The sequence below is a fragment of the Aminobacter sp. UC22_36 genome (assembly GCF_044056035.1).
In the GTDB taxonomy this organism is placed as follows: domain Bacteria; phylum Pseudomonadota; class Alphaproteobacteria; order Rhizobiales; family Rhizobiaceae; genus Aminobacter.
Genome location: NZ_CP171996.1, coordinates 2,261,538 through 2,286,057 on the forward strand (window position 1 = coordinate 2,261,538; position 24,520 = coordinate 2,286,057).

At 63.9% G+C, this 24,520-nt stretch carries 22 protein-coding genes, 1 other RNA gene and 1 pseudogene; 10 read left to right on the plus strand and 14 right to left on the minus strand.

Going from position 1 to position 24,520, the window contains the following annotated elements:
- Positions 1-423: 423 nt before the first annotated feature.
- Positions 424-2,923, minus strand: a pseudogene (locus ACHMW7_RS14235) (ATP-dependent helicase).
- Positions 2,924-3,288: 365 nt separating this feature from the next.
- Between ACHMW7_RS14235 and ACHMW7_RS14240 the strand changes: the two are divergent.
- Positions 3,289-3,831 carry a glyoxalase superfamily protein gene (locus ACHMW7_RS14240; RefSeq protein WP_395450850.1) on the plus strand — a complete coding sequence of 181 codons (543 nt, stop codon included), beginning with the start codon at positions 3,289-3,291 and terminating at the stop codon, positions 3,829-3,831.
- A gap of 48 nt (positions 3,832-3,879) precedes the next feature.
- Positions 3,880-4,113: a dienelactone hydrolase family protein gene (locus ACHMW7_RS14245; protein WP_395450851.1), complete on the plus strand. Its 234-nt coding sequence runs from the start codon at positions 3,880-3,882 to the stop codon at positions 4,111-4,113.
- 54 nt (positions 4,114-4,167) lie between these two features.
- Here the strand turns inward: ACHMW7_RS14245 and ACHMW7_RS14250 are convergent, their stop codons facing one another.
- From ACHMW7_RS14250 to ACHMW7_RS14265, 4 genes are all read right to left on the minus strand, one after another.
- On the minus strand, positions 4,168-4,596 hold the full coding sequence (locus ACHMW7_RS14250; RefSeq protein ID WP_395450852.1) for a hypothetical protein: 429 nt from the start codon (positions 4,594-4,596) through the stop codon (positions 4,168-4,170).
- 13 nt (positions 4,597-4,609) lie between these two features.
- Positions 4,610-5,296 (minus strand): hypothetical protein, encoded by a 687-nt coding sequence (locus tag ACHMW7_RS14255; protein ID WP_395450853.1) that lies wholly within the window; start codon positions 5,294-5,296, stop codon positions 4,610-4,612.
- A 234-nt stretch (positions 5,297-5,530) separates the two neighbouring features.
- Positions 5,531-5,728, minus strand: coding sequence for a hypothetical protein (locus ACHMW7_RS14260; RefSeq protein ID WP_395450854.1), 198 nt, complete (start codon positions 5,726-5,728; stop codon positions 5,531-5,533).
- A 148-nt stretch (positions 5,729-5,876) separates the two neighbouring features.
- The gene (locus ACHMW7_RS14265; protein WP_395450855.1) at positions 5,877-6,356 is read right to left on the minus strand and encodes a thioesterase family protein; all 480 of its coding nucleotides are present in this window, start codon (positions 6,354-6,356) and stop codon (positions 5,877-5,879) included.
- Between the two features lie 116 nt (positions 6,357-6,472).
- Here ACHMW7_RS14265 and ACHMW7_RS14270 point away from each other — a divergent pair, with 116 nt between their 5' ends.
- The 4 genes from ACHMW7_RS14270 (at position 6,473) to ACHMW7_RS14285 (ending at position 13,488) form a co-directional block, all read left to right on the plus strand.
- Positions 6,473-7,888: an FAD-binding oxidoreductase gene (locus tag ACHMW7_RS14270; protein ID WP_395450856.1), complete on the plus strand. Its 1,416-nt coding sequence runs from the start codon at positions 6,473-6,475 to the stop codon at positions 7,886-7,888.
- 267 nt (positions 7,889-8,155) lie between these two features.
- Positions 8,156-8,611 carry a GNAT family N-acetyltransferase gene (locus tag ACHMW7_RS14275; RefSeq protein WP_395450857.1) on the plus strand — a complete coding sequence of 152 codons (456 nt, stop codon included), beginning with the start codon at positions 8,156-8,158 and terminating at the stop codon, positions 8,609-8,611.
- An 87-nt stretch (positions 8,612-8,698) separates the two neighbouring features.
- On the plus strand, positions 8,699-9,223 hold the full coding sequence (locus tag ACHMW7_RS14280) for a hypothetical protein (RefSeq protein WP_395450858.1): 525 nt from the start codon (positions 8,699-8,701) through the stop codon (positions 9,221-9,223).
- Between the two features lie 311 nt (positions 9,224-9,534).
- Positions 9,535-13,488, plus strand: a complete 3,954-nt coding sequence (locus ACHMW7_RS14285; RefSeq protein WP_395450859.1) for an AsmA family protein — start codon at positions 9,535-9,537, stop codon at positions 13,486-13,488.
- Between the two features lie 5 nt (positions 13,489-13,493).
- Here ACHMW7_RS14285 and ACHMW7_RS14290 read toward each other — a convergent pair whose 3' ends face one another.
- From ACHMW7_RS14290 to ACHMW7_RS14305, 4 genes are all read right to left on the minus strand, one after another.
- On the minus strand, positions 13,494-13,727 hold the full coding sequence (locus tag ACHMW7_RS14290) for a ribbon-helix-helix domain-containing protein (protein WP_395450860.1): 234 nt from the start codon (positions 13,725-13,727) through the stop codon (positions 13,494-13,496).
- The gene (locus ACHMW7_RS14295) at positions 13,724-13,915 is read right to left on the minus strand and encodes a DUF4169 family protein (protein ID WP_395450861.1); all 192 of its coding nucleotides are present in this window, start codon (positions 13,913-13,915) and stop codon (positions 13,724-13,726) included. Before ACHMW7_RS14295 ends, ACHMW7_RS14290 begins: the two co-directional genes overlap by 4 nt.
- 16 nt (positions 13,916-13,931) lie before the next feature.
- The gene (locus tag ACHMW7_RS14300) at positions 13,932-14,471 is read right to left on the minus strand and encodes an SspB family protein (protein ID WP_395450862.1); all 540 of its coding nucleotides are present in this window, start codon (positions 14,469-14,471) and stop codon (positions 13,932-13,934) included.
- A 152-nt stretch (positions 14,472-14,623) separates the two neighbouring features.
- Positions 14,624-15,277, minus strand: a complete 654-nt coding sequence (locus ACHMW7_RS14305; RefSeq protein WP_395450863.1) for a TetR/AcrR family transcriptional regulator C-terminal domain-containing protein — start codon at positions 15,275-15,277, stop codon at positions 14,624-14,626.
- Between the two features lie 171 nt (positions 15,278-15,448).
- On the opposite strand from ACHMW7_RS14305, the gene ACHMW7_RS14310 reads away from it, so the two are divergent.
- On the plus strand, positions 15,449-16,657 hold the full coding sequence (locus ACHMW7_RS14310) for a multidrug effflux MFS transporter (RefSeq protein ID WP_395450864.1): 1,209 nt from the start codon (positions 15,449-15,451) through the stop codon (positions 16,655-16,657).
- Positions 16,658-16,842: 185 nt separating this feature from the next.
- Positions 16,843-17,988, plus strand: coding sequence for a diguanylate cyclase (locus tag ACHMW7_RS14315; protein WP_395450865.1), 1,146 nt, complete (start codon positions 16,843-16,845; stop codon positions 17,986-17,988).
- A 9-nt stretch (positions 17,989-17,997) separates the two neighbouring features.
- Here ACHMW7_RS14315 and ACHMW7_RS14320 read toward each other — a convergent pair whose 3' ends face one another.
- Together ACHMW7_RS14320 and ssrA are read right to left on the minus strand one after the other, a co-directional pair.
- Positions 17,998-18,549 carry an AAA family ATPase gene (locus ACHMW7_RS14320; protein WP_395450866.1) on the minus strand — a complete coding sequence of 184 codons (552 nt, stop codon included), beginning with the start codon at positions 18,547-18,549 and terminating at the stop codon, positions 17,998-18,000.
- A gap of 165 nt (positions 18,550-18,714) precedes the next feature.
- Positions 18,715-19,075: a transfer-messenger RNA gene (ssrA, locus tag ACHMW7_RS14325) on the minus strand.
- Between the two features lie 183 nt (positions 19,076-19,258).
- On the opposite strand from ssrA, the gene ACHMW7_RS14330 reads away from it, so the two are divergent.
- Positions 19,259-19,570, plus strand: a complete 312-nt coding sequence (locus tag ACHMW7_RS14330) for a DUF2853 family protein (RefSeq protein WP_263006640.1) — start codon at positions 19,259-19,261, stop codon at positions 19,568-19,570.
- Positions 19,571-19,729: 159 nt separating this feature from the next.
- Entirely contained in the window at positions 19,730-20,524 is a 795-nt protein-coding gene (locus tag ACHMW7_RS14335) for a thymidylate synthase (RefSeq protein WP_395450867.1), read from the plus strand.
- 12 nt (positions 20,525-20,536) lie between these two features.
- On the opposite strand, the gene ACHMW7_RS14340 is transcribed toward ACHMW7_RS14335, so the two are convergent.
- From ACHMW7_RS14340 to ACHMW7_RS14350, 3 genes are read right to left on the minus strand one after another with little or no spacing between them, the layout of a single operon-like run.
- Complete coding sequence (locus ACHMW7_RS14340; RefSeq protein ID WP_395450868.1) at positions 20,537-23,185, minus strand: ABC transporter permease; 2,649 nt, start codon at positions 23,183-23,185, stop codon at positions 20,537-20,539.
- Positions 23,182-23,865 (minus strand): ABC transporter ATP-binding protein, encoded by a 684-nt coding sequence (locus ACHMW7_RS14345; RefSeq protein ID WP_395450869.1) that lies wholly within the window; start codon positions 23,863-23,865, stop codon positions 23,182-23,184. Before ACHMW7_RS14345 ends, ACHMW7_RS14340 begins: the two co-directional genes overlap by 4 nt.
- Positions 23,858-24,520, minus strand: a complete 663-nt coding sequence (locus tag ACHMW7_RS14350) for an ABC transporter ATP-binding protein (RefSeq protein ID WP_395450870.1) — start codon at positions 24,518-24,520, stop codon at positions 23,858-23,860. The genes ACHMW7_RS14345 and ACHMW7_RS14350 overlap by 8 nt, the downstream gene beginning before the upstream one ends.

Here is a 24,520-nt window from a genome sequence, read left to right on the forward strand (position 1 = left end):
TGTTGATGGGCTGCCTGAACAGCAGAAAATCGGCCGCCGCCGTCAGCAGCAGGGCGGCGCCGACCTTGGTGGGGACGGCGGAGAGGGACTGGCTGAGGGTCATAGGCGGCGCCCGGCGCTGGAGGTCTGGTCTGTCGTCCGGGATGCGGCCGCAAAGGGCAGGACTGCTGCCTGTACGGACGGCGGACTTGGATCGGCCAGCCACCATGCTTCAGCGAGCAGCCGTCTGGGCAGTTGGCAGGGCGTGCGGAAGGTGGCGTTCGATGTCGTTTGCATGCGACATGTGTCGCCCTCAATCGGGCACGCATCGCGGCCCCAACGAGGAGATGTTCAGGAGTTTCTTGCAGATTTTGTGCAGGGGCCAAGTTGGCCTGTTGGAACCTTGGCGACCCTACAGTTCGCCCGGCTCGGAAACGGTGAACCTCACACCGCGTTCACAAACCCGTCCAGCACCTTCTTCTGGCCGGCCTTGTCGAAGTCGATGGTCAGCTTGTTGCCGTCGACGACCGATATGTTGCCGTTGCCGAACTTCTGGTGGAACACCCGGTCGCCAACTGAGAAGCGCGAGGGTTCGGTCGAAACCGACTTGGCGATCAGTTCGCCTTCGATCATGCGGCCCTTGACCGAGCCGCGGCCGGCGCCGAAGCCTGAATCGGTCTCGCCATAACCGATGCGCTCGACCGAATGGCCGGAGCGCGAGCCCCAGTTGCGGTCGGTGGCTTCGGTGCGGTTCTGCTGGGCGCGCTGCCAGCCCGGCGTGGCATAGGTGTTGGAGAAGGATTTTTCGCCAACGCTGTCGAAACGCGAGGCGCCGTAGGGGTTTTGGCGCCCGCCGCCATAACCGCCATAGGAATTGCCGGCGTCCGCCACTTCGACATGCGCCTCGGGCAGTTCGTCGAGGAAGCGCGAGGGGATCGTCGATTGCCACAGGCCGTGAATGCGGCGGTTGGAAACGAACCACAGATGGAGATTCTTTTTGGCGCGGGTGAGGCCGACATAAGCGAGGCGGCGCTCTTCCTCCAGGCCCGAGCGGCCGCCCTCGTCAAGCGCGCGCTGGTGCGGGAACAAGCCTTCCTCCCAGCCGGGCAGGAACACGGTCTCGAACTCCAGGCCCTTGGCCGAGTGCAGCGTCATGATGTTGACGGCGTCGAGCTCCTCGTTCTTGTCGGCGTCCATGACGAGCGCGACATGCTCGAGGAACGAGCGCAGCGACTCGTATTCCTCCATCGAGCGGATCAGCTCTTTCAGGTTCTCGAGCCGACCCGGCGCTTCGGCCGAGCGGTCGTTCTTCCACATGTCGGTGTAGCCGCTCTCTTCGAGAATGGTCTCGGCGAGTTCGTTGTGCGGCGTGTTGTCGAGGGCCTTTTGCCAGCGCTCGAAATTGGCCGCGACTTCGCGCAGGGCAGCGCGCGGCTTGGGCTTGAGCTCATCGCTTTCGGCGAGGTTGCGGGCGGCTTCGAGCATCGGCACGCCGAGCGCGCGCGCGGTGTCGTGGACCTGGCGGATGGCGGCTTCGCCGAGGCCGCGCTTGGGGGATGTTGACGATGCGTTCGAAGGCGAGGTCGTCGGCACCCTGGGCGACGACGCGGAAATAGGCCATGGCGTCGCGGATTTCCTGGCGCTCGTAAAAGCGCGGGCCGCCGACGACACGGTAGTTGACGCCAAGGGTGACGAAACGGTCTTCGAACTCGCGCATCTGGAACGAGGCGCGGACGAGGATCGCCATGTCATTGAGATTGTGCTTCTGGCGCTGCAGCTGTTCGATGGTCTCGCCGACAGCGCGGGCTTCCTCCTCGGAATCCCAGGCGGCGTGAACATTGACCTTGCCGTCCTCGGGATCGTTGCGATCGGTGAACAGCGTCTTGCCGAAGCGGCCCTCATTGTGGGCAATGAGATGGGAAGCGGCACCGAGGATATGGGCGGTCGAGCGGTAGTTGCGCTCCAGCCGGATGACGACGGCGCCGGGGAAGTCCTTGTCGAAGCGCAGGATGTTGTCGACCTCGGCGCCGCGCCAGCCATAGATCGACTGGTCGTCGTCGCCGACGCAGCAGACATTCTTCTGGCCGGGGCCACCGGTTTCCTGCGCAAGCAGGCGCAGCCACATGTATTGGGCGGTGTTGGTGTCCTGGTACTCGTCGACGAGGATGTATTTGAAGCGCTTGTGGTATTCCTTCAGCACATCGGGATAGGCACGGAAGATGCGGATCGGGTGGCACAAAAGGTCACCGAAATCGCAGGCGTTCAGCGTCTGCAGCCGGTCCTGATAAGCCTTGTAGAGCTCGCGGCCCTTGCCGTTGGCGAAGGCGCGCGCGTCGCCCTCGGGGATTTCCGCCGGGCCGAGGCCCTTGTTCTTCCAACCGTCGATCATCATGGCGAACTGGCGCGCCGGCCAGCGCTTGTCGTCGAGGCCCTCGGCCTGGATCAGCTGCTTGATCAGCCGGATGACGTCGTCGGTGTCCAAAATGGTGAAGTCGGAGCGCAGGCCAGCCAGTTCGGCATGGCGGCGCAGCATCTTGACGCCGATGGAGTGGAACGTGCCGAGCCACGGCATGCCCTCGACGGCTTCGCCGACAAGCACGCCGATGCGCTGCTTCATCTCGCGCGCCGCCTTGTTGGTGAAGGTGACGGCGAGGATCTGGCTGGGGTAGGCGCGGCCCTGGCTGAGGATATGGGCGATGCGGGTGGTGAGCACACGCGTCTTGCCGGTGCCGGCACCGGCGAGCACCAGAACGGGACCTTCGGTTGTTTCAACGGCGAGGCGCTGCTCGGGATTCAGGCCCTTGAGGTAATCGGCGGCGGCAGGCGCCTGGCGCGCGGCCATGGCACGCGCGGCGATACCGCTGGGCGCGGGCGCGCTGGCGGGCCGGGACGGCATTGCGCCGGGCTCGTCGAAGAAGGGCATGTCGTCCGGAAAGTCTGACATTTGCCCCGAATGTAGTGATTCGGGGCGGAAAGGCCAGAAGCGTCTCTGTTTTGTTCTGGTTTGTGCCGGGGAAAGAGGCGGTTTTGCGCGGGGCCTGCACCCGGACGGACATTCAGGGCGAGCCTGCCGATGAAGTTCTGACGGCTCTTTAACCGCTGTTTTGGTAGGGAAGCGGCGGTCTTGACCCAAAGGCGGCGGCAGGGCTAGCGTGGCTGACGGTTTGATGTGGCCGGCAGCCCGCGCCCCGACAAGGGGTTTGGCGAACACATCGGACGCTTCCGTCACCTGATCCCGAGGGATGGTGAGAGCATCGGCAATGCGGGCACTGATGGGATTTCTCGCCACAACCCGAGGATCGGAAGATCATGCGAACCTATCGTGACGCCAAGGCGATGGCGAAGGCCATGCGCGAAGCGCTTGCCCAAAAGAACCTCGATGTCAGCCACAGCGAAGCACTCGAGATCGTCGCCCGGCAGTTCGGCTTGGAGACGTGGAACATCCTGTCGCGCAAGCTGGACAAAGCGGAAGAGCCAACGGCCGGTGCTGTGAGCTTCACCCAGCCGGTACCGATCTTCCGCATCTTCGACGAGGACAAGGCGAGGGGTTTCTACGAAGGCTTCCTCGACTGCACTGTCGACTGGGAGCATCGCTTCCATCCCGGCGCGCCGCTCTACTGCCAGGTGTCGCGCGGTGGGTTGAAGCTGCATCTGTCGGAGCATTCGGGCGATGCCAGTCCCGGTGCTACGGCGGTCTGCTACCTGAAGGGCGTCGAGGCGTTCCAGAAGGGGCTGATCGCCAAGAACTACAAGTACAACCGGCCCGGTCTGCAGCATCAGGATTGGGGACTGGAGTGCGAGGTGATCGACCCGTTCGGCAACCGCATCCGCTTCATGGAAAGCCAGGACTGAACCGACGACGGCTTTCGCGGGCATCCCTGCACTGCGAGGCGCGCCGGGATGCTGCACCCTTTTCAGGCGAAGGACGACCGCATCAATGCCGGCATCGACGCCTACAAGGCAGCACTGGAGAAGGCGGGCAAGGAATTCCAACTGATCGTCTATGACGGTGCCCAGCACGCCTTCAACAATGACACATCGGAAGCGCGCTACGACAAGGAGACGGCGGATCAGGCCTGGGACCGGACGGTCGCCTTCATAAGGAGAAGCTGGCCTGAGCGGACAGCCGCTTGATGAGCCATGGGAGCCCGCGCCTGACGGCGGCGCGGGCTTTTTCGCCTCAATACCCTAGAGCCCGAAATGGCCCTTCAGCGCCGGTACCGCGTCGACCAGGCCGCTGACCGCCTTCGGACCGGCTGCGCCTTTGGCCTCCAGAAGCAGGGTTTCACCGGCCTGCTCGATCTGGGTCATGTCGAGGCCGAGCGAACGCAACTGCGCGATGCCGTTGACCATGGCGCCAGCCTTTTCGCCGAACGAGGCGCCGAGCAGCGAGGTCAGCGAGCCGACGAGGCCGCCGGTGCCGCTTGCGCCAGCCATGACATCGTAGCTGTGGGCAAGCTCGTCGGCGCCGGCGATCTTGGTGAAGATGCCAGCACTGGCGACGCCGCCCGACTCATGCTCGAGCACCGAAAAGATGGTGCCGACGGCCTTTTCGGCGACCGCCGGATCAAGCTTCAGCCTTGATGAGACGGTATTGACAATATCCTGAGCATTCATCGCGCGTCTCTCCTCAGCCCTGGGCCTTCAGCTTGGTGTTGCACTGGCTCCAGAACTGCGGCCACTTGGCGCCTGCGGGCAGGGTGCCGGCCTGCTTTTCGCTCTGCCATTCGATCGAGCACTCATGGATGCGCTGGCGGAAGGCGACTTCGCCCGCGGTCAGCGGCTTGCCATTGGCCGATTTCGTCGCCATCGCCGACTTGACCGAGGCGAGGTTCGGTTCGGGCGGCGCAGCGCTCGCATCTTCGTTGTCGTTCTTGATGCTGGCGCTGCAGTTCGAAAGGAATGCCGACCATTTCTGGCCATTGAGTGTGCCGGCGGCCTTTGCCGCCTGGTATTGCGAACTGCAGATCTGCTGGGTGGTCTGGTGGCCGGCTGTTGTGCCTGAGACGGCCGCGGCGGTCCTGGTGGTCTTGGGGTTGGCGGGCGCCAGCGCCGACGCCTGCTTGGCCTTGGTGGCGGGCACCGTTGCCGGTGCGGCGGTGTTGTTCATCGCTGCGCTGCATTTGGACAGGAATTGCGGCCACTTCTGACCATTCAGCGTGTTGGCGGTCTTGGCGGCCTGGTACTGCTCGCTGCAGGCCTTGGTTGTTGATTGTGCGGCCGTCGCACTGGCAGCGAAGCCGGGCGTGGCTAATGCCATGAAGGCGGCACTCGCCACGCCGACTGCGCAGCCAAGAACAGTTCTGGGTTGGATCATTGTCTCGTCCTCCTTGCGGACACAGCTACGCCCTCTCGGAACGAACCACTCGTCCCGACCAGAACGTGCTCATCGAGGCATCGGAATGCGCCAGTGGATCGTCGAACGGCTCGGCGAAGACGCTGCAAGCATGGCGAGGCCAGCGTGGGTTAGCTTGGCCCCGATTGTGGCGGCACTATCGAGACCGCATCACCTGACGAAAATTTAAGATTCGGGAAAGTTCGGCGTAAGGATTCAAGCCACGCCGCGCTTGGAGCGGGCTTGGCGCAAGATGACGCGCCAGCGCAGCATCTCGATCGGAATCGGCCCGTTGTTGTTGGCGATCTGGAACAACTCGTTATTGATGTTACGGAGCGAACGCCAGAAATCATAGTCGCTGATGCGGGGGTCGCAGGCGAGCTTGTTGGCCGTCGCTTCGATGTCAGTGTGCATGCCTTGCCTCAAGCCGTCCGGTGCCCGCCGCCGCGACTCAACTTCGCTGCGTGGGATTGTCGGGGCCAGGGTGCAGCCGATCAACGAACCTCAGGCTGTGATGCAGGTTATGAACAGGTAAGGTTAATCGCCTGTGGCCTGGTGGCCACTATGCCGGCCTGCGTTTGATGCCGATCGCGCGGCCGGCGCGCTCGGGCATCGGCAGTTCGGCGTGGGCCGCGCGCATCGCAGCGAGGGCGGCCGTGATGTCTTCGGGGAAGGGCGCGACCTTGGGGCCGTTCATGTCGACATGGAGCGACAGGGTCTCCGACGTCGCCGACAGCCAGCCGTCGACGTGATGCAGTTCCTGGTAGACCCGGAAGCGTTTCTCGTCGTGGTCGAGCAGGTGGAAGGTGGCGGTGACCTTGTCGCCGAGATGCAGCTCCCTGACGTAGCAGACATGGATCTCGGCGGTGTAGGTGGTGAGCTTGCGGTCGCGGGCGTAGGCAGCGCCCATGCCGAGCAGGTCGAGCGCTTCCTCGCCGCCGCGGTCGAACAGCACGTTGTAGTAGGCCATGTTCATGTGGCCGTTGTAGTCGAGCCAGGCTTGCTCGACCTCCATGACGCGCGAGACGAACGGGACTGGCATGCGTGAACCTCTTCGCGTTGGCCTTTGGTGGCGCTGGACAAACCGCCAAGTGTGGCAGATTACCCGAGCATAAGGTGCCGGCAAGGCGCCAGGCTGTTCCAAACGCGGAGGAAAACATGGCTCTGAGCGACCTGAAGGCGATGGCGCGGAACGAGGCGGGTATCGCGGCGGCGCTGGGTATCCTCAAGCAGCGGTTCGGCGAGCGCTTCCAGACCGGGCAGTCGATCCGCGAGCAGCATGGCCACACCACCACCTATCTGCCCAACCAGGCGCCCGACGGCGTGGTGTTTGCCGAAAGCACTGCCGACGTTCAGGATGTGGTGCGGGTCTGTGCTGCGCATCGCGTGCCGGTCATCGCCTTTGGCACCGGCACCTCGCTCGAAGGCCATGTGAATGCGCCGGCGGGCGGCATTTCGGTCGACACTTCGCGCATGGACAAGGTGGTATCGGTCAATGCTGACGATCTCGACTGCACGGTCGAGTCGGGCGTGACGCGCGAGGCGCTGAACAATTATCTGCGGGACACCGGCCTGTTCTTCCCGATCGATCCTGGCGCTAATGCCAGCCTGGGCGGGATGGCGGCGACGCGGGCCTCGGGCACCAATGCGGTGCGCTACGGCACGATGCGCGAGAACGTGCTGTCGCTCAGGGCTGTGATGGCCGACGGCAGCGAGGTGACGACCTCGCATCGCGCACGGAAAAGCTCGGCCGGCTATGACCTGACCAGGCTTCTGGTCGGATCGGAAGGTACGCTCGGCATCATCACCGAAGTGGCGCTCAAGCTGCAAGGCATTCCGCAGGCGATTTCGGGCGGCGTCTGCCCGTTCCCGACAGTCGAGGCGGCGTGCCAGGCAGTCATCACGACCATCCAGATGGGCATTCCGGTGGCGCGGATCGAGCTGGTCAACGCGCTGCAGATGCGGGCGATGAAGATCTATTCCAAGCTCGACTACCCCGAAAGCCCGTGCCTGTTTCTCGAATTTCATGGTTCGGATGCCAGCGTTGCCGAGCAGGCGGAAAGCTTTGGCGAGATCGCTGCCGAATATGGCGGCGGGCCGTTCCTGTGGACCAAGGTGGCGGAGGAGCGGGCGAAGCTGTGGAAGGCGCGCCACGATGCCTACTGGGCGTCGCAGACACTGCGGCCGGGGGCACGGGCGCTGTCGACCGACGCCTGCGTGCCGATCTCCAGGCTGGCCGAATGCATCGCCGAAACCGAGGCCGACATCGAGCGGTTGGGGTTGGTAGCTCCCATTGTCGGCCATGTCGGCGACGGCAATTTCCACACGCTGGTGCTGATGGACCCGAACGATCCGGCCGACATCGGCCGCGCCGAGGAGTTCGTGAAGCGGCTGGCCGAGCGGGCGATATCCATGGATGGCACCTCGACCGGCGAGCATGGCATCGGCCAGGGCAAGATGGGGCTGATGCAGCGTGAGCACGGCCACGGCGTTTCGGTGATGCGGGCGATCAAGGCCGCGCTCGATCCGCTGAATATTCTCAACCCGGGCAAGGTCTTGCCTGCGGCAGAGTAGGCGTTGACTGGCAGGGGCGGTGCTGCTAGTTCGGCGCCGTCCAACAAGGGATCTTATGCGCAGAGACTTCAATCGCTGAAACGTCGGCCCAGTGCTGGCGGAGGCCGAGAGGCAATGCGTCGGCCCGAAAATCGGAACCGATTTTCGGAAAGCACGATGCATCGGTTTTGGCTTTAGAGCGTCCTTTGCGCGTCCGTTCGGACGCGCGGCGCTCCGTGCGGGCGCTTGCGCGCCTTTCTCTGATACGTAAGTTCCTAGGATCATTCCATGACACTCGCTCACGGCGCGACCATCCGCGCCTATTCCAACACGACCGATCGCAACCGCCTGGCCGACATCTGGCTCGAGGCTTCGCGGATCGGGCATCCGTTCCTGACCGAAACGGATCTGACCGAACAACTGGCCAAGGTGCGGGACATCTACCTGCCGCAGGCGGAGAACTGGGTGGCCGAGATCGACGGCCGACCGGCCGGCTTCATCGGCCTGATCGACAGCTTCATCGGCGGGCTGTTCGTCGACCCGGCAGCCCATGGCCATGGCTTCGGCAAGGCGCTTGTGTTGCACGCGGCGAAGCTGAAGGGCTCGCTCGACGTCGAGGTCTATGCCGACAACGAAGCGGCGGTTGCCTTCTACAATCGCATCGGCTTTGCCGAAACGCTCAGGCACGATCAGGACGACGAGGGGCGTCCGCTCAAGGTAATCCGGATGCGCCGCCCGGCATAAGCTCGGCTTGACCCCGCCCTGGTTCGGGCGGACAGTCCGGTTGCCCAGGCTTTGGGCAACCGGACTGTGAAAGGCGAGGACCAGAACATGGCGGTTTCCAGGAAGCAGGAAGAACGCGCTCTCAATGAAGACGAGTGGAAGCTGGTGCAGAATTCGCACCATCCGGTGGTGCAGGAGCTGTCAGATGCCGAGCTGCGCGACCTGTTGAAGGCGGTGCGCGAACGGCGCGACCGGGCGCAAGGCGAGGCCAATCGCAAGCGCCGCGAGATGCGCGGCAAGGCAGCCGCAAAAGGCGCACAGCCAGCAACCAAGGATCACGGCACCAAAGCAAAGCTCGGCGTGCTGGCGATGAGCATGCGGCGCCTCAACGGCGAGCACGAGCGGCGGCGCCAACTGGCAGCCCGCATCGACCTCGTCGAGAACGCGCGCCGCGCCTTGGCGCTGAGCAAGGAAAAGAAGCCGGCGCGCGGCGCCGATTTCAACACGCGGCAGGCGCATCTCGGCATGCGGGCGGTGGAGAACAGCAGGGCCAAGAGCCTTGTCAGGTCGATGGAGCGCGGGCGCCTGCGCAAGGCAGCGGCCGTAGCCCAGGCCAAGCGCGACGCGAAATAGAGCGATTCAGGTGAGGCCGGCCTGCAAATGGCCGATACCTGCGCTTCCGGTACTCACGTAGCTGAATGTACGCTCCGTTCCGGTTCTCGGTATCCGCCATTTTCGGCTCGGCCTGGCCTGAATCTTTGCGCCTTCGTTGGGCCGCATGCAGCGACCGGCGAGGAAAGTCGGGCTGATGCGGTGTGACCGTTTTTCACGGGACAGGGCGCGCACAGCGTTGACGTGCTGCAGCGCACAGCCCAACATGCCACCAAATGACCACGCTCCTGCGCTAGTCGCCTGGGCCGCATGAAAAGATTTGCCCCGAGGCAATGCTCGCTCGCCTGTTTGTAATATTTGGTGGACTGTTCGTACTGGCGCTGTGTGCGGCGCTGGTGGGGCCGTATTTTGTCGACTGGTCGGGCTACAAGGCCGAGTTCGAGCGCGAGGCGAGCGCCATACTTGGCCGCAAGGTTTCGGTTCAGGGCGAGGTGACGGCGCGGATCCTGCCATTTCCCTCGGTGACCTTCTCCGACGTGACCGTTGGCGGTGGCACCGGCGGCAACAATGCGATGACCGTCGAAACGTTCTCGATGGATGCCGAACTGGCGCCGCTGCTGAGCGGCGAGTTCCTGATCTATGACATGCGGCTGGTGCGGCCGAAGGCGATCATCGACGTCGCCGCCGACGGGGTTGTCGACTGGGCGATCCGCCCATCGGCGCCGTTCGATGCCAAACAGATCTCGATCGAAAAGCTGACTGTTACCGAAGGACAGGTGCGGCTGCGCCACGCCGCGAGCGGGCGCGACCATCTGCTGTCGGAGATCAACACGTCGGTGTCGGCCAAGTCGCTGTCCGGTCCGTGGCGGGTTGACGGTTCCTTGCGCATCGACGGCATGAAGACACAGCTGTCGGCCTCGACCGGCTCGGTCGACCCGACCGGCCAGATGCGGCTCAGGGTGCGTGCCACCCCGGAGCGCTATGGCTTCGTGCTGGAAAGCGATGGCAATGCCTCGATGGACAAGGGCAGGGCGCTTTATGCCGGCGGCTTCAGCATCATCGAGACCCAGCCGGAGCCTGTGGCAGCCAAGGACAGCGAAAAGCCGAAGACGCCGGCAATATCCGTCGAGCCGGGCTTCCGGCTGAAGGGCAAGTTCGCGCTCGATCACGCCAGGCTCGGCGTCGAGGAATTCCGCTTCGAAAGCGGACCGCTGGAAGATCCCTATACCGCCGATGGTACGGCCGAGGTCGATCTCGGCGGCCAGCCACATTTTGCGATCACCGCCAACGGCGCGCAAGTGCGTTTCGACGAAGCGGTTGGCGGCGAAAAGGCCGGGGCGGGCTTTTCGGTTTCCGAGCGCCTGGCCGCCCTGGAAAAAGTGCTGGTCGAGCTGCCGCGCCCGACAATCCCCGGCACTGTCGACGTCGACCTTCCGGCGGTCGTTGCCGGCGACACCACCGTGCGCGAGGTCAAGCTTTCGGCGGAACCGGGCGAAGGCGGCTGGAGGCTGAAATCGCTGGCTGCGACGCTGCCCGGCCGTACGCGGCTCGAGGCCGATGGCTTCCTGCGCACCGAAGACAATCTGGGCTTTGACGGGCAGATGCTGCTGGCCGTGGGGCAGCCTTCGGGGTTTGCCGCCTGGATGGCCAAGGATGTCGACGAGGCGGTGCGCAAGCTGCCGGCGGCCGGTTTCAAGGCCAAGGTCAAGCTGACACGCGAACAGCAGACATTCGACGGCATCGAACTGATCCTCGGCAAGGCCAGGTTCACCGGTGAACTGGACAGCATGTTGCCCGACGACGCACGAGCGTCGGTGACGATGAAGCTCGACGGCGGCGAACTCGACCTCGAAGGCCTACGCGCCTTCGCCTCGCTGTTTGTCACCGACCAGGGCGCCAACCGCTTCGCTGATGCCGACCTCGATCTTGCGGTGAAGGCCGGACCGGTCAATTTTGCCGGCCTCAGCGCCGACACCGTCGATACCGCGCTGCGGCTGCGCGAGGGCGTGCTGGAGATCGACAAGCTGTCCGTCGCCGGGCTCGCCGGCGCATCGCTGAGCGCCACCGGGCGGATCAAGGATTTTCCCACGGCACCAACGGGCAATCTCGATGCCTCGGTGGTGGCGGTCGATCTGGCACCGCTGGTCGCCCTGGCAACCGCACAGGCGCCTGACAACAAGCTGCTGGCCGCACTTGCCTCACGTGCTGCGGCCTATCCGGGCCTGTTGGCCGATGCGCGGATCGATTTCGTTGCAAGTGCTGTCGAAAATGGCGACGGAACGACCGGGATCGCGCTGAGCGGGCAAGGCGAGGCCGGCGGTTCGGATCTGCTGGCGACGCTGTCGGCGCAGGCGATACCGGGCGCGCTTGCAAGCTCGCAACTGAAACTCGATTTTTCCGCCCGTAACGAAGACGGCACCAGCCTGCTGGCGCTGGCCGGGTTACCTGTGTTGCCGCTCGGCATGACCGGGCCGGCCGAACTTACGCTGACAGCGAAAGGTGCGGTGCAAAACGGCCTGGAAGTGAGCGCCAACCTCAAGGGCGACGACGCTTCGGCGGGTTTCACCGGCACGGTGGCGCTGCGCGACGGCATTCCGAGCCTCAAGGGCCGGGCGACGCTGCAGGCCGCCGACCTTGAGCCGTGGCTGATGACCTCCGGGGTTGCGTTGCCGGGCATGGGCACGGGCACGCAAGTGGAGCTTGCTGCCGATGCCAGCCTGGCCAATGGGGCTCTTGCGCTCGACAGGCTCGACGGCACTGTCAATCAAGGGGCTGTGGTCGGCAACCTCAAGGCCGAGCTGGACGAGGGGCTGCCGCATCTCAGCGGTTCGCTGACGCTCGATGAGCTGGACCTCGGGCCGTTTGCCGAAATGACGCTGGGCGCTGCGGCGCTGGAAAGCGAAAACGGGGCATGGCCGACAGCGGCCTTTGCGCCGAAACCCGTCGTTCCGTTCAGCGCCGACCTCGAAATCATCGCCGCCACGCTTCTGGCGGAACCGCTGGCGACAGCCAATGACGCGGTGCTGGCGTTGCAGATCGACGGTCAGGCGCTCAGGCTTTCCAATATCAAGGCCAAGCTGTTTGGCGGCGACCTTGGCGGGCTTGTCGAACTCAAGAACAATGATGGCACGGCGCTGATTTCTGGCCAGCTGAAGCTCGATGGTGCCGATGTCGCGGCGATTCCGGCGGCGGGCGAAGTCAGCGGCAAGGGCAATTTCTCGGCGACGCTGTCGGGCAGCGGCAAATCTATCGAAGGGCTTGTGGCGTCGCTGTCCGGCTCGGGCACGGCCGATGTCGGCGGGCTGACCTTGCCCGGTTTCAACCCCGACGCCTTCGCGCCGCTCATCGCCAGGGCTGACGCGCTGGGCCGCGACATCAATGCTGCGCGCGTCGCCGAATTCGCGCCCGAGATCGCGGGCGAGGGCAGCTTTGTTGCCGACAAGGCCGACATCGCCTTCACCATTGCCGGTGGCATCCTGCGCGCGCCGCCGCTGACGCTGAAGAACCCCGCGGCGACGCTGAATGCCGATTTGCGCGCCGATCTCAATGCCGGTGTCGTCGCGGCCAGCGGTTCGATCGCCTATGCACCCGGCAAGGAACAACTGGTGGGGTCGGAACCGATGATGAACTTCCAGCTCGAAGGCGAGCCGGGAGCAACGGTCCAGCTGTTCGACAGTGCGCCAATGGCGCAGTTCCTGACGCAGCGCGCCCTGGAAAAGGAGCAGGCCCGCGTCGAGGCGATGCAGGCGGTGCTGCTGGAAAAGCAACGATTGCGCCGCGAGACGCGCTACTTCGCGGCAGTCCAGGCCGAGCGCGAGCGGATCGCCGAAGAGGCGCGGCTCGCCGAGGAAGCGCGGATCAGGGCCGAGGAAGAAGCTAAGGCAAGGGCCGAGGCCGAAAGGCTGAGGGCCGAAGAAGAGCGGCGCGCCGCAGAGGCTGCAGCAAAGGCCCAGGCCGAAGCGGACAGGCAAAGGGCGGTGGAGCAGGCCGAAAAGGCCAGGCTGGCGCAAGAGAAGGCGCAGCTGGCAGCCGAACAAAAAGCGAGGCTCGACGCCGAGGAAAAGGCGCGGATTGCCGCTGAAAAGGCGAGACACGAAGCCGAAACGGCGAAGCCCGCGCCGGTGTCCGAGATCGAACGGGTGCCGTTGCCCGATGCTCGGCCGATGGCGGTGCCGGGTGAGGCGACCCCGGCAGAACCTGCGCCAGCGCCGGCCGAAGCTCCGGTGAAAAAGAAGATCGAACCGCTCAGTCTCGATGATTTCTTCAAATCGTTGCAGAGCCAGTAGGCGAGCTACGCTACTGGCTTGGCCGTCGCTAGCTTCGCTTGCTCCAGCACAAACAGCCTGAGCGCCGACGACAGATTGGCCTCGCGTGGGCGCAGGGCGTCGACCTCGGCGACGAGCGCGGCAAGGGTCATGCCGCGTGCTGCTGATATGGCGACGAGGTCGTCATAGAAGGGCTTTTCCAGCGAATAGCTGGTGCGGTGGCCGCGGATCGTCACCGAGCGCTTCTCGACTAGGCTCACCGGTCGGATGTCTCGGGCTCGCGGCGATGGCCGTCGACGAACTTGTCATTGCGCTCCGTGGCCAGCTGATCGCGCTGCTTCTCGGCCTTGGTGCGGCCGTGCAGGGCGCGATTCTGGTCGGCCAGCGTTTCGCGCCCGGCGCGCGCCTTTTGCTTCTTGAACTGGCGGAGATTGACGATGTCGGCCATGCGACCTCGCCTGGGGCTATTTCTTGCGGAAAGCGTCGAGTGAGACGACGTCGGCGCCCTTGCCGTGGGCCGGCTCTTCGACGGCTTCCTTTTCGGCCGCGCCGGTCTTCTTCTTCGGTGCGGGCTTGCGCTCGGCCGGCTTGACCACGGCAATCGGCTCGGGCTTGGCCGGAACTTCCTCGAGGGCCGGCGCTGCCTCGGCCTTGACCTCGAATTCGAGCTCGAAATTGACCGAAGGATCGTAGAAGCCGCGCACGGCGGAGAAGGGGATTTCGAGCTTTTCCGGCACGTCGGAGAAAGACAGGCCAACCTCGAAGCCGGTGTCGGTGACCTTGAGGTCCCAGTACTGGAACTGGATGACGATCGTCATCTGCTCGGGATAACGCTCATGCAGGCGCGAGGAGATGCGCACGCCCGGCGCGCCGGTCATGAAGGTGATGAAGAAATGGTGGTTGCCCGGCAGGCCTGTGCGCGCGACTTCCGCCAGGACCTTGCGCATGACGCCACGCAGTGCCTCCTGGGCGAGAATGTCGTAGCGGATCTGGTCTTCGGCCATATGTAGATGCGGGTCCGATTGAATCGTCTTCCTACCTGTAATCAAGCTTGAGGCCGGCGTAAACCGGATATAGCGCCGTATTTGAGGATTGGGATTCCAGCTTGCGTGCGCCTGAAACGCGGGAGCGGAAAAGGACGTCCTTCCAGCCCAATTTATGCCGGGCGTGCCTTGCCATAGGCGCGCAGGAAGCAGCGGACGGCGTTGGTTGCGGCAGCGCGCAATTGCTCTTCGGAGACGGTGTCGCCGAAGATCATCGCCATCTGCAGATCGGCATTGACCAGCGCCAGGAACTGGCGTGCGGCGACGTCGGGATCATCGAGGTCAAGCCAGCCGGCAAGGGCAAGGCGGGCGAATCGCGCGGCAAGTGCAGCCCAGGTCTTGGCCGGGCCATGCTCGCGCCAGCCGGCAAACAATGCGGGGTAGCGCTCGCCTTCGGTCTGCAAAAGCTTGCGCAGGAACTTGCCGTCGCGGTTGCACAGGCAGTTCTGGTTGAGCCGCACGGCAAATTCGACCAGTTCCGCCTCCAGGTCGACCGGCTTGTCGGGGAAGGTGGCGAGGGTTTCGAAGACGCCCGCATTGATGCGTTCGGTGATTTCCCGGACTACCGCGACCAGCAGGTTCTCCTTATCACCATGATGATTGTAGACGGTCTGGCGCGACACGCCGGCTTCCGCGGCGATGAGGTCGATGTTGGCGCCGGCGAAGCCTTCACGACAGAACACGCATGCTGCGGCATCGAGGATCGAGTGACGCTTGGCGGTGTGGCTGCGGGCGACTGCAATGTCAGGAGCGATGGCAGGTGTCATGGAATTTTTATATACAGGTGATTGACGATTTGGACAAGTCTGTCTAAAAATATTGACGCAACGTTGGGCGCCGGTTCGGGAGGAGTTCGGAATCTCGGCTTGCCAAACGTCCTTGGATTACACGTCGCCGTGTTTTCACGGTGGAAACCAGATCCGAAAGAATCGAAAGCCATGACACCCCAATTCCTCCGCGTCGCGGTCGTCCTCGGCCTTTTGTCGGCCATCGGCCCGTTTGCCATCGACATGTATCTCCCGGCGCTGCCGACCATTGGCGCCGACCTCAACGCTGGCACTGCCGCCGTGCAGATGAGCCTGCTCGTCTTCTTCTTGGCCATGGGGCTGGCGCAGATCGTCGTCGGCCCGATCTCCGACATGATCGGCCGCAAGGCGCCGCTCTATATCGGCCTGGTGCTGTTTGCCATCGGCGGCGTGGGTGCAGCACTTGCGCCCAACATCGAATGGCTGATCTTCTTCCGTGTCGTCCAGGGCCTCGGGGCATCTGCCGGCATGGTGGTGCCGCGCGCCATCGTGCGTGACCTGCACACCGGCACCGAAGCGGCACGGCTGATGTCACTACTGATGCTGGTGTTTTCGGTGTCGCCGATCCTGGCGCCGCTGACCGGTTCGCTGGTCATTGAGGGCTTTGGCTGGCGCGCCGTGTTCTGGGTCGTGACCGCTGCCGCGGTGCTTGCCCTGGTTCTGTTGTCGACGTCGCTCAAGGAAACGCGGCCCGTCGAACATCGCGCCGAAAGCTCGGTGCGCAGTGCGCTGAGTGGCTATCGCTTCCTGCTCGGTGACCGCAACTTCCTCGGCCTGACCTTCATCGGCGGCTTCGGTATCGCCAGCTTCTTCGTCTATCTCGCCAACTCGTCGTTCATCCTGATCGACCATTACGGCCTGTCGCCATCGGTCTACAGCGTGTTCTTCTCGATCAATGCGGTCGCCTTCATCGGCATGTCGCAGCTGACCGGTTTGCTGACCGAGCGCTTCGGTTTGCAGCGCGTGGTGCGGGTGGCGGTGGTCGGTTACGCCACGATGATGGTCATACTGCTTGCCGTCTTCGCCTCCGGCATCGATCGCCTCGACGTGCTCGCCGTGCTGCTGTTCATCGGCTACGGCTTCCTTGGTCTCGTCATCCCGACGACCTCGGTCCTGGCGATGGAAGAGCATGGCGAGATCGCCGGCACGGCATCGGCGTTGATGGGCACGCTGCACTTCGCCACTGGCGCTGTCGCCATGGCGGTCGCCGGCCTGTTCTTCGACGGCACGCCTTTGCCGATGGTGTTCGGCATCACCATTTCGGCGGTCATCGCATTTGTGCTCGCCCAGCTGACTCTTGGCCGCAGACGCGAAGTGGCCGTCGAAGCGCCAGCGGAGTGAATTTTTGGCCGAGGCCGGGCATATGTCCGGCCTCGCTCATTCGTGCTCACGCCATGGTGAGCCATTGTGCGCGCAATGTCGCCGCCGCTTCATACAGCCTTGATATCGTTTGTTTACTCTCGACTGATACAGTCTGATCCAGACCCCTGGACGTAGAGCCACGACACCCGAGGCGGCTGAGAAACTTGCAATTCATTCCTTCCGCCTTGCTGCTTTTGTTTGCAGCGACGTTTTTCTGCATCTGGCTGCTCGAGCGCCGGCGCCAGCATTTGCTACTGTTTTCGCTGGCCTTCCTGACGATCAGTGTGGCGACCGTCGCGCAGCTGGCGCTGTGGCCGGCTGATATCGGCTACAATACGATCGTCACCGCATCGCTCTATTCGGCTGGGCCGCTGTTTCTCGTTGAAGGCGTGCTTGCGCGCTCGGGCAAGTCGATGCCGCTGGTCGAGCATGCCGCCTGCTTCGCCGGCATCGTCGCGGTTCTCGCCTATTTCTACTACGTTCAGGACGATCTGCAGGTCAGGGTCTATGTGCTCAATTTCGGTATGGGCTGTATCTTCCTGAGCGGCGTGTGGAAACTCAGGCATCTGGTGCGTGGCAGCATTGTCGACCGCGCGATGCTGTGGCTGCTGTTTGGTCTGGCGCTGACCTTCTTCGCCCGGACCTTGCTGACGGGCGGTTCGGTTCCCACCAACAACATTGAAGCGTTCTTCGAATCCGAGTTCTGGATCTGGGCACAGTTCGCCATGTCGGTTCTCGGCGTGGCGATGGGCCTTGCCCTGGTCGTGGTGGCCAGCGCCGACGTCATCCTGGCACTGAAGGCCGAGCGCGACAGCGATCCGCTGACCGGGCTGCTCAATCGCCGCGGCTTGCAAGGCAAGATGCAACGATTGCTGGCGGGAGGCCGGCGCAGGCAGTTGAGCATCGTTGCCTGCGACATCGACCGGTTCAAGACGATCAACGACCGCTTCGGCCATGCCGCAGGCGACGTCGTGCTGTCGACCATTGCCGGCATCATCAGGGCGAAGCTGCGGGCGGGCGACATCGCGGCACGCACGGGTGGCGAAGAATTCGTCATCGTCATGACGGACGCTTCGGTCGACGACGCCTTCAGCTTGACCGAAAGGCTGCGCCGCGAGATCGCGAACGTGCGCTTTGCCGACATGCCTAAGGATTTCGCGGTGACCTGCAGTTTCGGCATTGCCCAGTTCCATCCTGGGGAAGGGCTCTGGGACGCCATCGGCCGCGCCGACAAGGTACTTTATGCCGCCAAGCGCGCCGGCCGCAATCGCACCTTTGCCGAAGGGCTGCAGTTGCCGAGCGCGGCCTGATTCGTCAGGTCATGTGCCAAGGGCGTTGTCGAGTATGTAGGCCAGCCGTTCTTCGACAGGGGCCTTGGGAAGCTCGACGAGATCGTAGCCGCAGGCGGCGTAGGTTTCGACCATGCTGGCATGCGTGCGCCGGGCCTCATCCTCATCCTGCTTGCGCTCGTTGTCCTGGGCGAAGATCTCGGGCCAATGCGGCAGGACGAACACCTTGCGGTTGTAGCGGAATTCCTCGGCGGCCTTTTCGACATGCGCGGGTACCTTAAGGCCAATGAGCCTGAGATAGCCGATGACGTCGGGGACGCCGCGATCGAAAAAGACGGGGCCGGGCGAAGCTGCGGCGAAGGCGTGCGAGCGCATCTCCCACGACAGCATGAGTTCGGCGAAAAGCGCGCGGTCGTGCCAGGGCAGGGCGATGCCTGAAATCGCTACCTGATCCCTGATGATGCCGCGGCCGGCCTCGACGGAGGTGGCGAAGCCGGCTGCAGCGAGGCTTTCAATCAATGTGGTCTTGCCCGAACCGGGACCACCGGTGAGCACGAAAAAGCGGTTGGAATCTCTGGACATGAAGCGTCTCCTGAAGAAACGGGAGCGGCCACGGCAAGCCGACGCCGCGCAGGTTCGATGACCACAGCGGCCCTTGTGCGTCCATTCAGATGCACGGGGCTTGCTCGAAACCTGACATGGCAAAGCCAGCGTAAGCCGGCAGCCGATTGTTTGGGGGAGGAGAGAAGTGGAGGTTTCTGTTGCCAGGTACCTCCGAACCCCGCCTAGAAGTGCGAACCTCTAGGGCTTAATTTGAAGCTATCGCACAGCTTACGCTGCGAGACGTGCTTCCGCATAGTTGTCGTTTGCAACTACAAGTTTAGCCCGATAACGGTGGTACTATGCCGGGCAAAAGTCCGATCTTTACACCCTCGTCGATCCTATTTCGCCCCCAGCAAAAACCGTCGTTCAATGGCACGGCAGCTTTTGGTGGAGGCGCCGGGTACCGCCCCCGGGTCCGAATGGCTTATTTCATCGGCAGTTTATCGCCATAGTCAGTCAAGCTGACGACCCGAATATAGGGAGGCCGGGTGAAAAAGGAAAGCCAGGAACGGCGAGTCATAACAGCCTTTCGCAACAGATTTATGAGGCCACGCGAACAGGCAGGGTTGACTCGCGCGATGCGCGAACCGAAGCTCCGGCCGCTGGGGATGTCCGTGATGCACCTGAACCGGTCAATGCCCGGGCCCCTGCGGGAGATGAGATCAATTCGTCGACGAGGGGAATTCCTATGACCGACTATCTTGCAGACGTGAAGAAGTACGATGCCGGCGCCAAGGAAGAGGTGGTGACCAAGATCGTCAAGCACCTGGGCATCGCGCTCCGGAACCGCGATTCTTCACTTGTCTCGTGCACCGATCCCAAAGAACTCGACCGCGTCAAAGCCGGCTGGATTGCCAAGAAGCTCGGCGTCGAGGACGCAAAGAAGGCGGACGGCGCACTGGAAAAGGTCTGCAAGGCGATGTCGGCCGACAACACCAAGAACCGCGTCACCTTCTATTATCTGGTGGCGAAGGAACTGGGCAAGCTCGGGTCGCTCTAAGCAGCGCTGAAAACGTCGATTGTCTCGACGCCGGGCCAGTGCCCGGCGTTGGCATTTTTGGGTATTGCCTGTGCGCTGGGGCAGACTGGGCGGTGCTTTCGTTGCCTGTGATGGCATTGGTCCGCTATGATCGGTGGCCCTCCGAATCGAGCCCGACCGATGCGCCAGTATCTCGACCTCCTCAGCCACGTCCTTGAAAACGGCAGCGATCGCGGTGACCGCACCGGCACCGGCACGCGCTCGGTGTTCGGCCATCAGCTCCGTTTCGACCTGGCCCAGGGCTTTCCTGTTCTCACCACCAAGAAGCTGCATCTCAAATCGATCATCTATGAGCTGTTGTGGTTCCTCGCCGGCGACACCAACATCAAGTACCTCAACGACAATGGGGTGACGATCTGGGACGAGTGGGCTGACGAGAACGGCGACCTCGGTCCGGTCTATGGCAAGCAGTGGCGCTCGTGGCCGACGCGCGACGGTGGCGAGATCGACCAGATCGAAATCCTGCTCCACCAGATCCGCAAGAACCCGAATTCGCGCCGGCTGATCGTCTCAGCATGGAATCCGGAAGAGGTCGACGCCATGGCGCTGCCGCCATGCCACTGCCTGTTCCAGTTCTATGTCTCCGACGGCAGATTGTCGTGCCAGCTCTACCAGCGCTCGGCCGACATCTTCCTCGGCGTGCCGTTCAACATCGCGTCTTACGCGCTTTTGACGATGATGGTGGCGCAGGTCACGGGGCTCAAGCCCGGCGACTTCGTCCATACGCTTGGCGACGCGCATATCTACCACAATCATTTCGACCAGGCGCGTGAGCAACTGACCCGCACACCGAAGGCGCTGCCGACGATGTGGATCAACCCCGAGGTGAAGGACCTGTTTGCCTTCCGCTTCGAGGATTTCCGGCTCGAGAACTACGTCGCCGACGCCACGATCCGCGCGCCGATCGCGGTTTGACAGGCAAGCCTCTTAGAGGTCGCGCAGCAGTTCCGTCGCCTTGGCCTGACCGACGTTGCGGGTCAACAGAACGGCTGCGGCAATCGATGCCAGCAATAGCACCAGCACCAATGCCAGATAGGTTGCCGGGATAGCCAAGGCTTCCGGTGCCGGGTCGAAGACGCCGGTCAGCAGCTTGACCAGCATCCAGGCAATCGTGAGGCCGGAGAGCAGGCCGAATACGAGCCCGCCAGCAGCCACCAAAAGGCCTTCGCCCCACAGGAATGCCGCCAGCTGATGCGGTTTTGCCCCGATTGCCGACAGGATCGCGAAACTGCGACGCCGGTCGAGGAAGCCGAGCCCGAGCATCAGGCCGGCGGCCGCAACCGCCATGCCAAGCGCGAAGGCGAGTTCGATCGCGGTGAGGCCGGACAGATCGACCGCGGTCAGGCTGGAGCCGATGATATGGGCGGCCGAACCGACATCCTTGACCTGTAACGCCGGATCGTCGGCCAGTGCTGCCGAGGCGGCGCGGGCGAGGGCCGTTGGATCGCCTTTCGCCCGCATCAGCACATATTCGCTGGTGTCCGAGCCGGTCATCCTGGCGATATAGGCGGCATTGGCGACGAGGAACGAGTCCTTCGGTGCGGTGGGGAACTCGCGCGTCACGCCGATGAAGATGAATGGCACTGGATGATACTGATGGTCGGCGGTGTTCAGCAACCGCAGCTTGATCGTGTCGCCGAGCGAGAGCTGGAAATCCTGTACGGTTTCTTGCGACACAAGAACGCCATTCGGCGTTTCGGCAAGGGTGGCAAGCATGTTAGCCGCCTTGCCACCGGCGAAATAGGCGTCGGGGAAATCGGTCGCGTCGTCGATAGCCACCGGGTCGATGCCGTAGAGATCCTGCAGGTCGGCGCCGACATAGGCAAAACGGTGCTGCATCGGGGCGACAGCGACCACGTTGGGCAGCGCGGCGAGCTGCGCAAGCCTGGCGCCGGCGGGGTTGGGGGCGGTGCCGAAGATGGTGACATCGGAACCGTTGGTCAGTTCGGCGTCGACGCGGGCCTGGGCGTTGTAGGTGGTGTTGAAAATCGCTGTCGAGACGGCAAAGGAGATGGCAAGTGCGGTCATCGCGATGCCATAGGTGATCCGCCTCGACTGATGCGAAAGAGCTGCCGCTACGACAGTCGAAAGCTTGCCCGCCACCGGTCGAAGCAGACGTTTCAGCACTGCGCCATTACCGCCGATGATCCGCGCCGAGATGCGGATCGCCAGCAGCGCCGAGCCGATCCAGAACAGGGCAGGCGCGATGAAGGCGTTATAGTCGACCGAAGTGGCGGCGACGCCCTCGGGCGCCAGCACGACCTGGTAGCCGGTGCCGGCTGACTGCCAGAAAAACAACAGCGCGCCGGCAAGCAGCACGACATCGAGCCAAAGGCGTTGCCACAGCGGGGTGCCTGCGCGCCCGACGGTGCGCCGCGACGCACTGACGCTCAGGCCGTGGCTGTCGCGCCAGGCTGGATAGAGGAAGGCAGCGAGTGCGAGCAGGAGGCCGACCGCGACCGACAGCCCAACGGCCGAAACGCCGAGCCGGGCGTCTCCGTCAAAGCGCAGCCTCGCGAAAAGTTGTGCCATGACCAGACCGAGCGTTATCCCGACCGCCGCAACCAGCAGCGCTTCGGCCGAGGTGAGCAACAGGATGCGGCGCACGCTTGCCCCACGCACCCTGAGCAGGGCCTGTTCCGCCCGGCGGTGACCCGCGCCGGCCGAGGCAACCGCGAAGGTCAACAGGCAGGCAAGAGCTATGCCGGGCACGCCGAGAAACAAGAACAGCACAGCCGCGTATAGCGAATCGCCGCGTACCGCATCGAGGCGCGCGCCAAGATTGTTGGCCACCAGCGCCTGTCCTGCCACAGCGGCTTCAAGGTTTCGGGCGGCACCTGTCACCATTGTCCATGCGTCGGCCGGGCTCGTGGGCAGATGGCCATGGTCCAGCTTGACGTGAAGCTGCGTGCGCGTCGTATCGGGCCGCACCGCCTGCTGCGGCGCAAATATCCGCTGCCACTCGGCGACCGGCAGGATGAGCACATTGTCGGGCGGCGCCTGCGGGGCTGCCTGCGGCGGCAGGCCTATGCCCTGAAACAGCGCGTCGGCATCGGGCAGCTCGACTACCCCATCGAGCCTGACCGTGACCGGCGGCAGCCCCACCGGCTGTATGGTGATAACGTCGCCGGGAACGACATGCAGGTTGGCGGCTGTCTGCTGTGCGGCCAACACGCCGCTTGCGCTGCCAGACAGCAGCCGGACTTCTTGCGGAAAATCCGTGAGGTAGCCTTCGTCGAAGGCGATCACCTTGCCGGGGCCGGTCGTTTGTACCGTACCGCTGGTGCTGGCTTCGAGCCGGTCCATGCCGGCATAAAGTACCTGTCTCATGGCAGAGACAGGGGCGGATTTACCAACGGCGTCGCGGATCGCGGCGTGATCGGCGCCGGGCACCGCCTCGACCTGCCAGTCGATCGGCACGCCAGATGCCGCGCGGCGCGTCATCGAGCTGCTGCTTTGAGCAAGGAAGGTCGACAAAGCGGCAAGCAGCGCGACGGTTACCGCGATGCCTGCCGCAACACCTAAAAGGCGTCCGTAACGCCGGCGCAGGAGGCCAACAAGCCAGAGGCGGTTCACGCGCGCCTCCGTTGTGGCTCAGCGGGATGCGAAAGCCGGCCACGATTGATCTCCCAGCGCAGGCTCATGCGTTCCGCCACCGCCTCGTCATGGGTGGCAATGATCAGCGCGGCACGGGCGTTGCGGATGAAATCCACGGTGAGATCGATGAAATGCTGTGCGGTGGCACTGTCGAGCTGGCCGGTCGGCTCATCGGCGAGCACCAGGCGTGGGCCGGTGACGAGCGCGCGCGCCATGGCGACCCGTTGGGCCTGACCACCGGAAAGCTCTTCGGGCAGCTTTTGGGCTAGCTCCGACAGCTCGAGCCGTTGAAGCACCGAAGCCGCCTTGGCATCGACATCGTCGCTGCTTTCCATCAGGACCAGCGGCAGGCCGACATTCTGCAAGACCGTCAGTGCCGGAAACAGGCTGGGCGTCTGGAACACGAACGCCAACTTGCCAGGCCGCAGCGCCTCGCGAGGGCCGAGTGCCGGCCACATGATGGTGCCGGTTGATGGCGAGTCGAGCCCACCCAATAGATGCAGCAGCGTCGTCTTGCCGCTGCCCGAGGCACCGACGAGCGCGATGCGGTCGCCTGCATCGATCCGGCAGCTGATATCATCAAGAACCAAAAGCTTGTCACGCGCGCCGTCGGCGAAGCGTCTGGAGATGCCGGATGCGACGACGAGCGGGTCAACCATTGTCGATCCGCCCATCGGCAAGCCGGATGACACGGTCGGCGCGCGCGGCAAGTGCCGCACTATGTGTCGCGATCAGTGTCGCCTTGCCGGCCACCCGCCTAGCCTCGAAATGCTCGAGCAGGCGCTGCTCGGCGTCCCGGTCGATCTCCGCCGTCGGTTCGTCGGCGATCAGCAGAGGTGGATCGGCAGCGAGTGCCGCCGCAAGGCCCGCGCGGGCGGTTTCACCGCCTGAGAGTTGCGACGGATAGCTTCGTGCACGCTCCGAAAGTCCGACCGCCTGCAGCAGCTCGTCGAGCCGCCGCTGATCTCTCTTGTTTGCCAGAAGCATCGACAGCCAGATGTTTTCCCGGACACTCAGGTGCTGGAAGAGATTGCCGGACTGCAACAGGATGCCGAAATTTGCTGCTCTGATCGTCGCACGCTCGGCTTCCGGCCGGCGCGTCAAGCGCTGGTCGCCGATCGTGACGTAGCCACCGTCAGGCTCGTCGAGACCGGTGAGGCAGGCCAGAAGCGTCGATTTTCCGCTGCCCGATGGACCGACCACCGAAACCATCTCGCCTGCCGACACAGTCAGGCTGATGCCGCGCAGCGCGGCCGTTTCGTCGTTGCCGAGATGGTAGAAGCGGTAGAGTTCGTGCGCTGCAAGGATGCTCAT

Coding starts and splice junctions, on each gene's coding strand:
- ACHMW7_RS14330 (WP_263006640.1), top strand. CDS start 19,259: ATGACCGACTATCTTGCAGACGTGAAGAAGTACGATGCCGGCGCCAAG.
- ACHMW7_RS14280 (WP_395450858.1), top strand. CDS start 8,699: ATGGCGGTTTCCAGGAAGCAGGAAGAACGCGCTCTCAATGAAGACGAG.
- ACHMW7_RS14250 (WP_395450852.1), bottom strand. CDS start 4,596: ATGAATGCTCAGGATATTGTCAATACCGTCTCATCAAGGCTGAAGCTT.
- ACHMW7_RS14300 (WP_395450862.1), bottom strand. CDS start 14,471: ATGGCCGAAGACCAGATCCGCTACGACATTCTCGCCCAGGAGGCACTG.
- ACHMW7_RS14350 (WP_395450870.1), bottom strand. CDS start 24,520: ATGAGCATCCTTGCAGCGCACGAACTCTACCGCTTCTACCATCTCGGC.
- ACHMW7_RS14335 (WP_395450867.1), top strand. CDS start 19,730: ATGCGCCAGTATCTCGACCTCCTCAGCCACGTCCTTGAAAACGGCAGC.
- ACHMW7_RS14275 (WP_395450857.1), top strand. CDS start 8,156: ATGACACTCGCTCACGGCGCGACCATCCGCGCCTATTCCAACACGACC.
- ACHMW7_RS14305 (WP_395450863.1), bottom strand. CDS start 15,277: ATGACACCTGCCATCGCTCCTGACATTGCAGTCGCCCGCAGCCACACC.
- ACHMW7_RS14345 (WP_395450869.1), bottom strand. CDS start 23,865: ATGGTTGACCCGCTCGTCGTCGCATCCGGCATCTCCAGACGCTTCGCC.
- ACHMW7_RS14270 (WP_395450856.1), top strand. CDS start 6,473: ATGGCTCTGAGCGACCTGAAGGCGATGGCGCGGAACGAGGCGGGTATC.
- ACHMW7_RS14255 (WP_395450853.1), bottom strand. CDS start 5,296: ATGATCCAACCCAGAACTGTTCTTGGCTGCGCAGTCGGCGTGGCGAGT.
- ACHMW7_RS14285 (WP_395450859.1), top strand. CDS start 9,535: ATGCTCGCTCGCCTGTTTGTAATATTTGGTGGACTGTTCGTACTGGCG.
- ACHMW7_RS14245 (WP_395450851.1), top strand. CDS start 3,880: ATGCTGCACCCTTTTCAGGCGAAGGACGACCGCATCAATGCCGGCATC.
- ACHMW7_RS14260 (WP_395450854.1), bottom strand. CDS start 5,728: ATGCACACTGACATCGAAGCGACGGCCAACAAGCTCGCCTGCGACCCC.
- ACHMW7_RS14240 (WP_395450850.1), top strand. CDS start 3,289: ATGCGAACCTATCGTGACGCCAAGGCGATGGCGAAGGCCATGCGCGAA.
- ACHMW7_RS14295 (WP_395450861.1), bottom strand. CDS start 13,915: ATGGCCGACATCGTCAATCTCCGCCAGTTCAAGAAGCAAAAGGCGCGC.
- ACHMW7_RS14310 (WP_395450864.1), top strand. CDS start 15,449: ATGACACCCCAATTCCTCCGCGTCGCGGTCGTCCTCGGCCTTTTGTCG.
- ACHMW7_RS14320 (WP_395450866.1), bottom strand. CDS start 18,549: ATGTCCAGAGATTCCAACCGCTTTTTCGTGCTCACCGGTGGTCCCGGT.
- ACHMW7_RS14265 (WP_395450855.1), bottom strand. CDS start 6,356: ATGCCAGTCCCGTTCGTCTCGCGCGTCATGGAGGTCGAGCAAGCCTGG.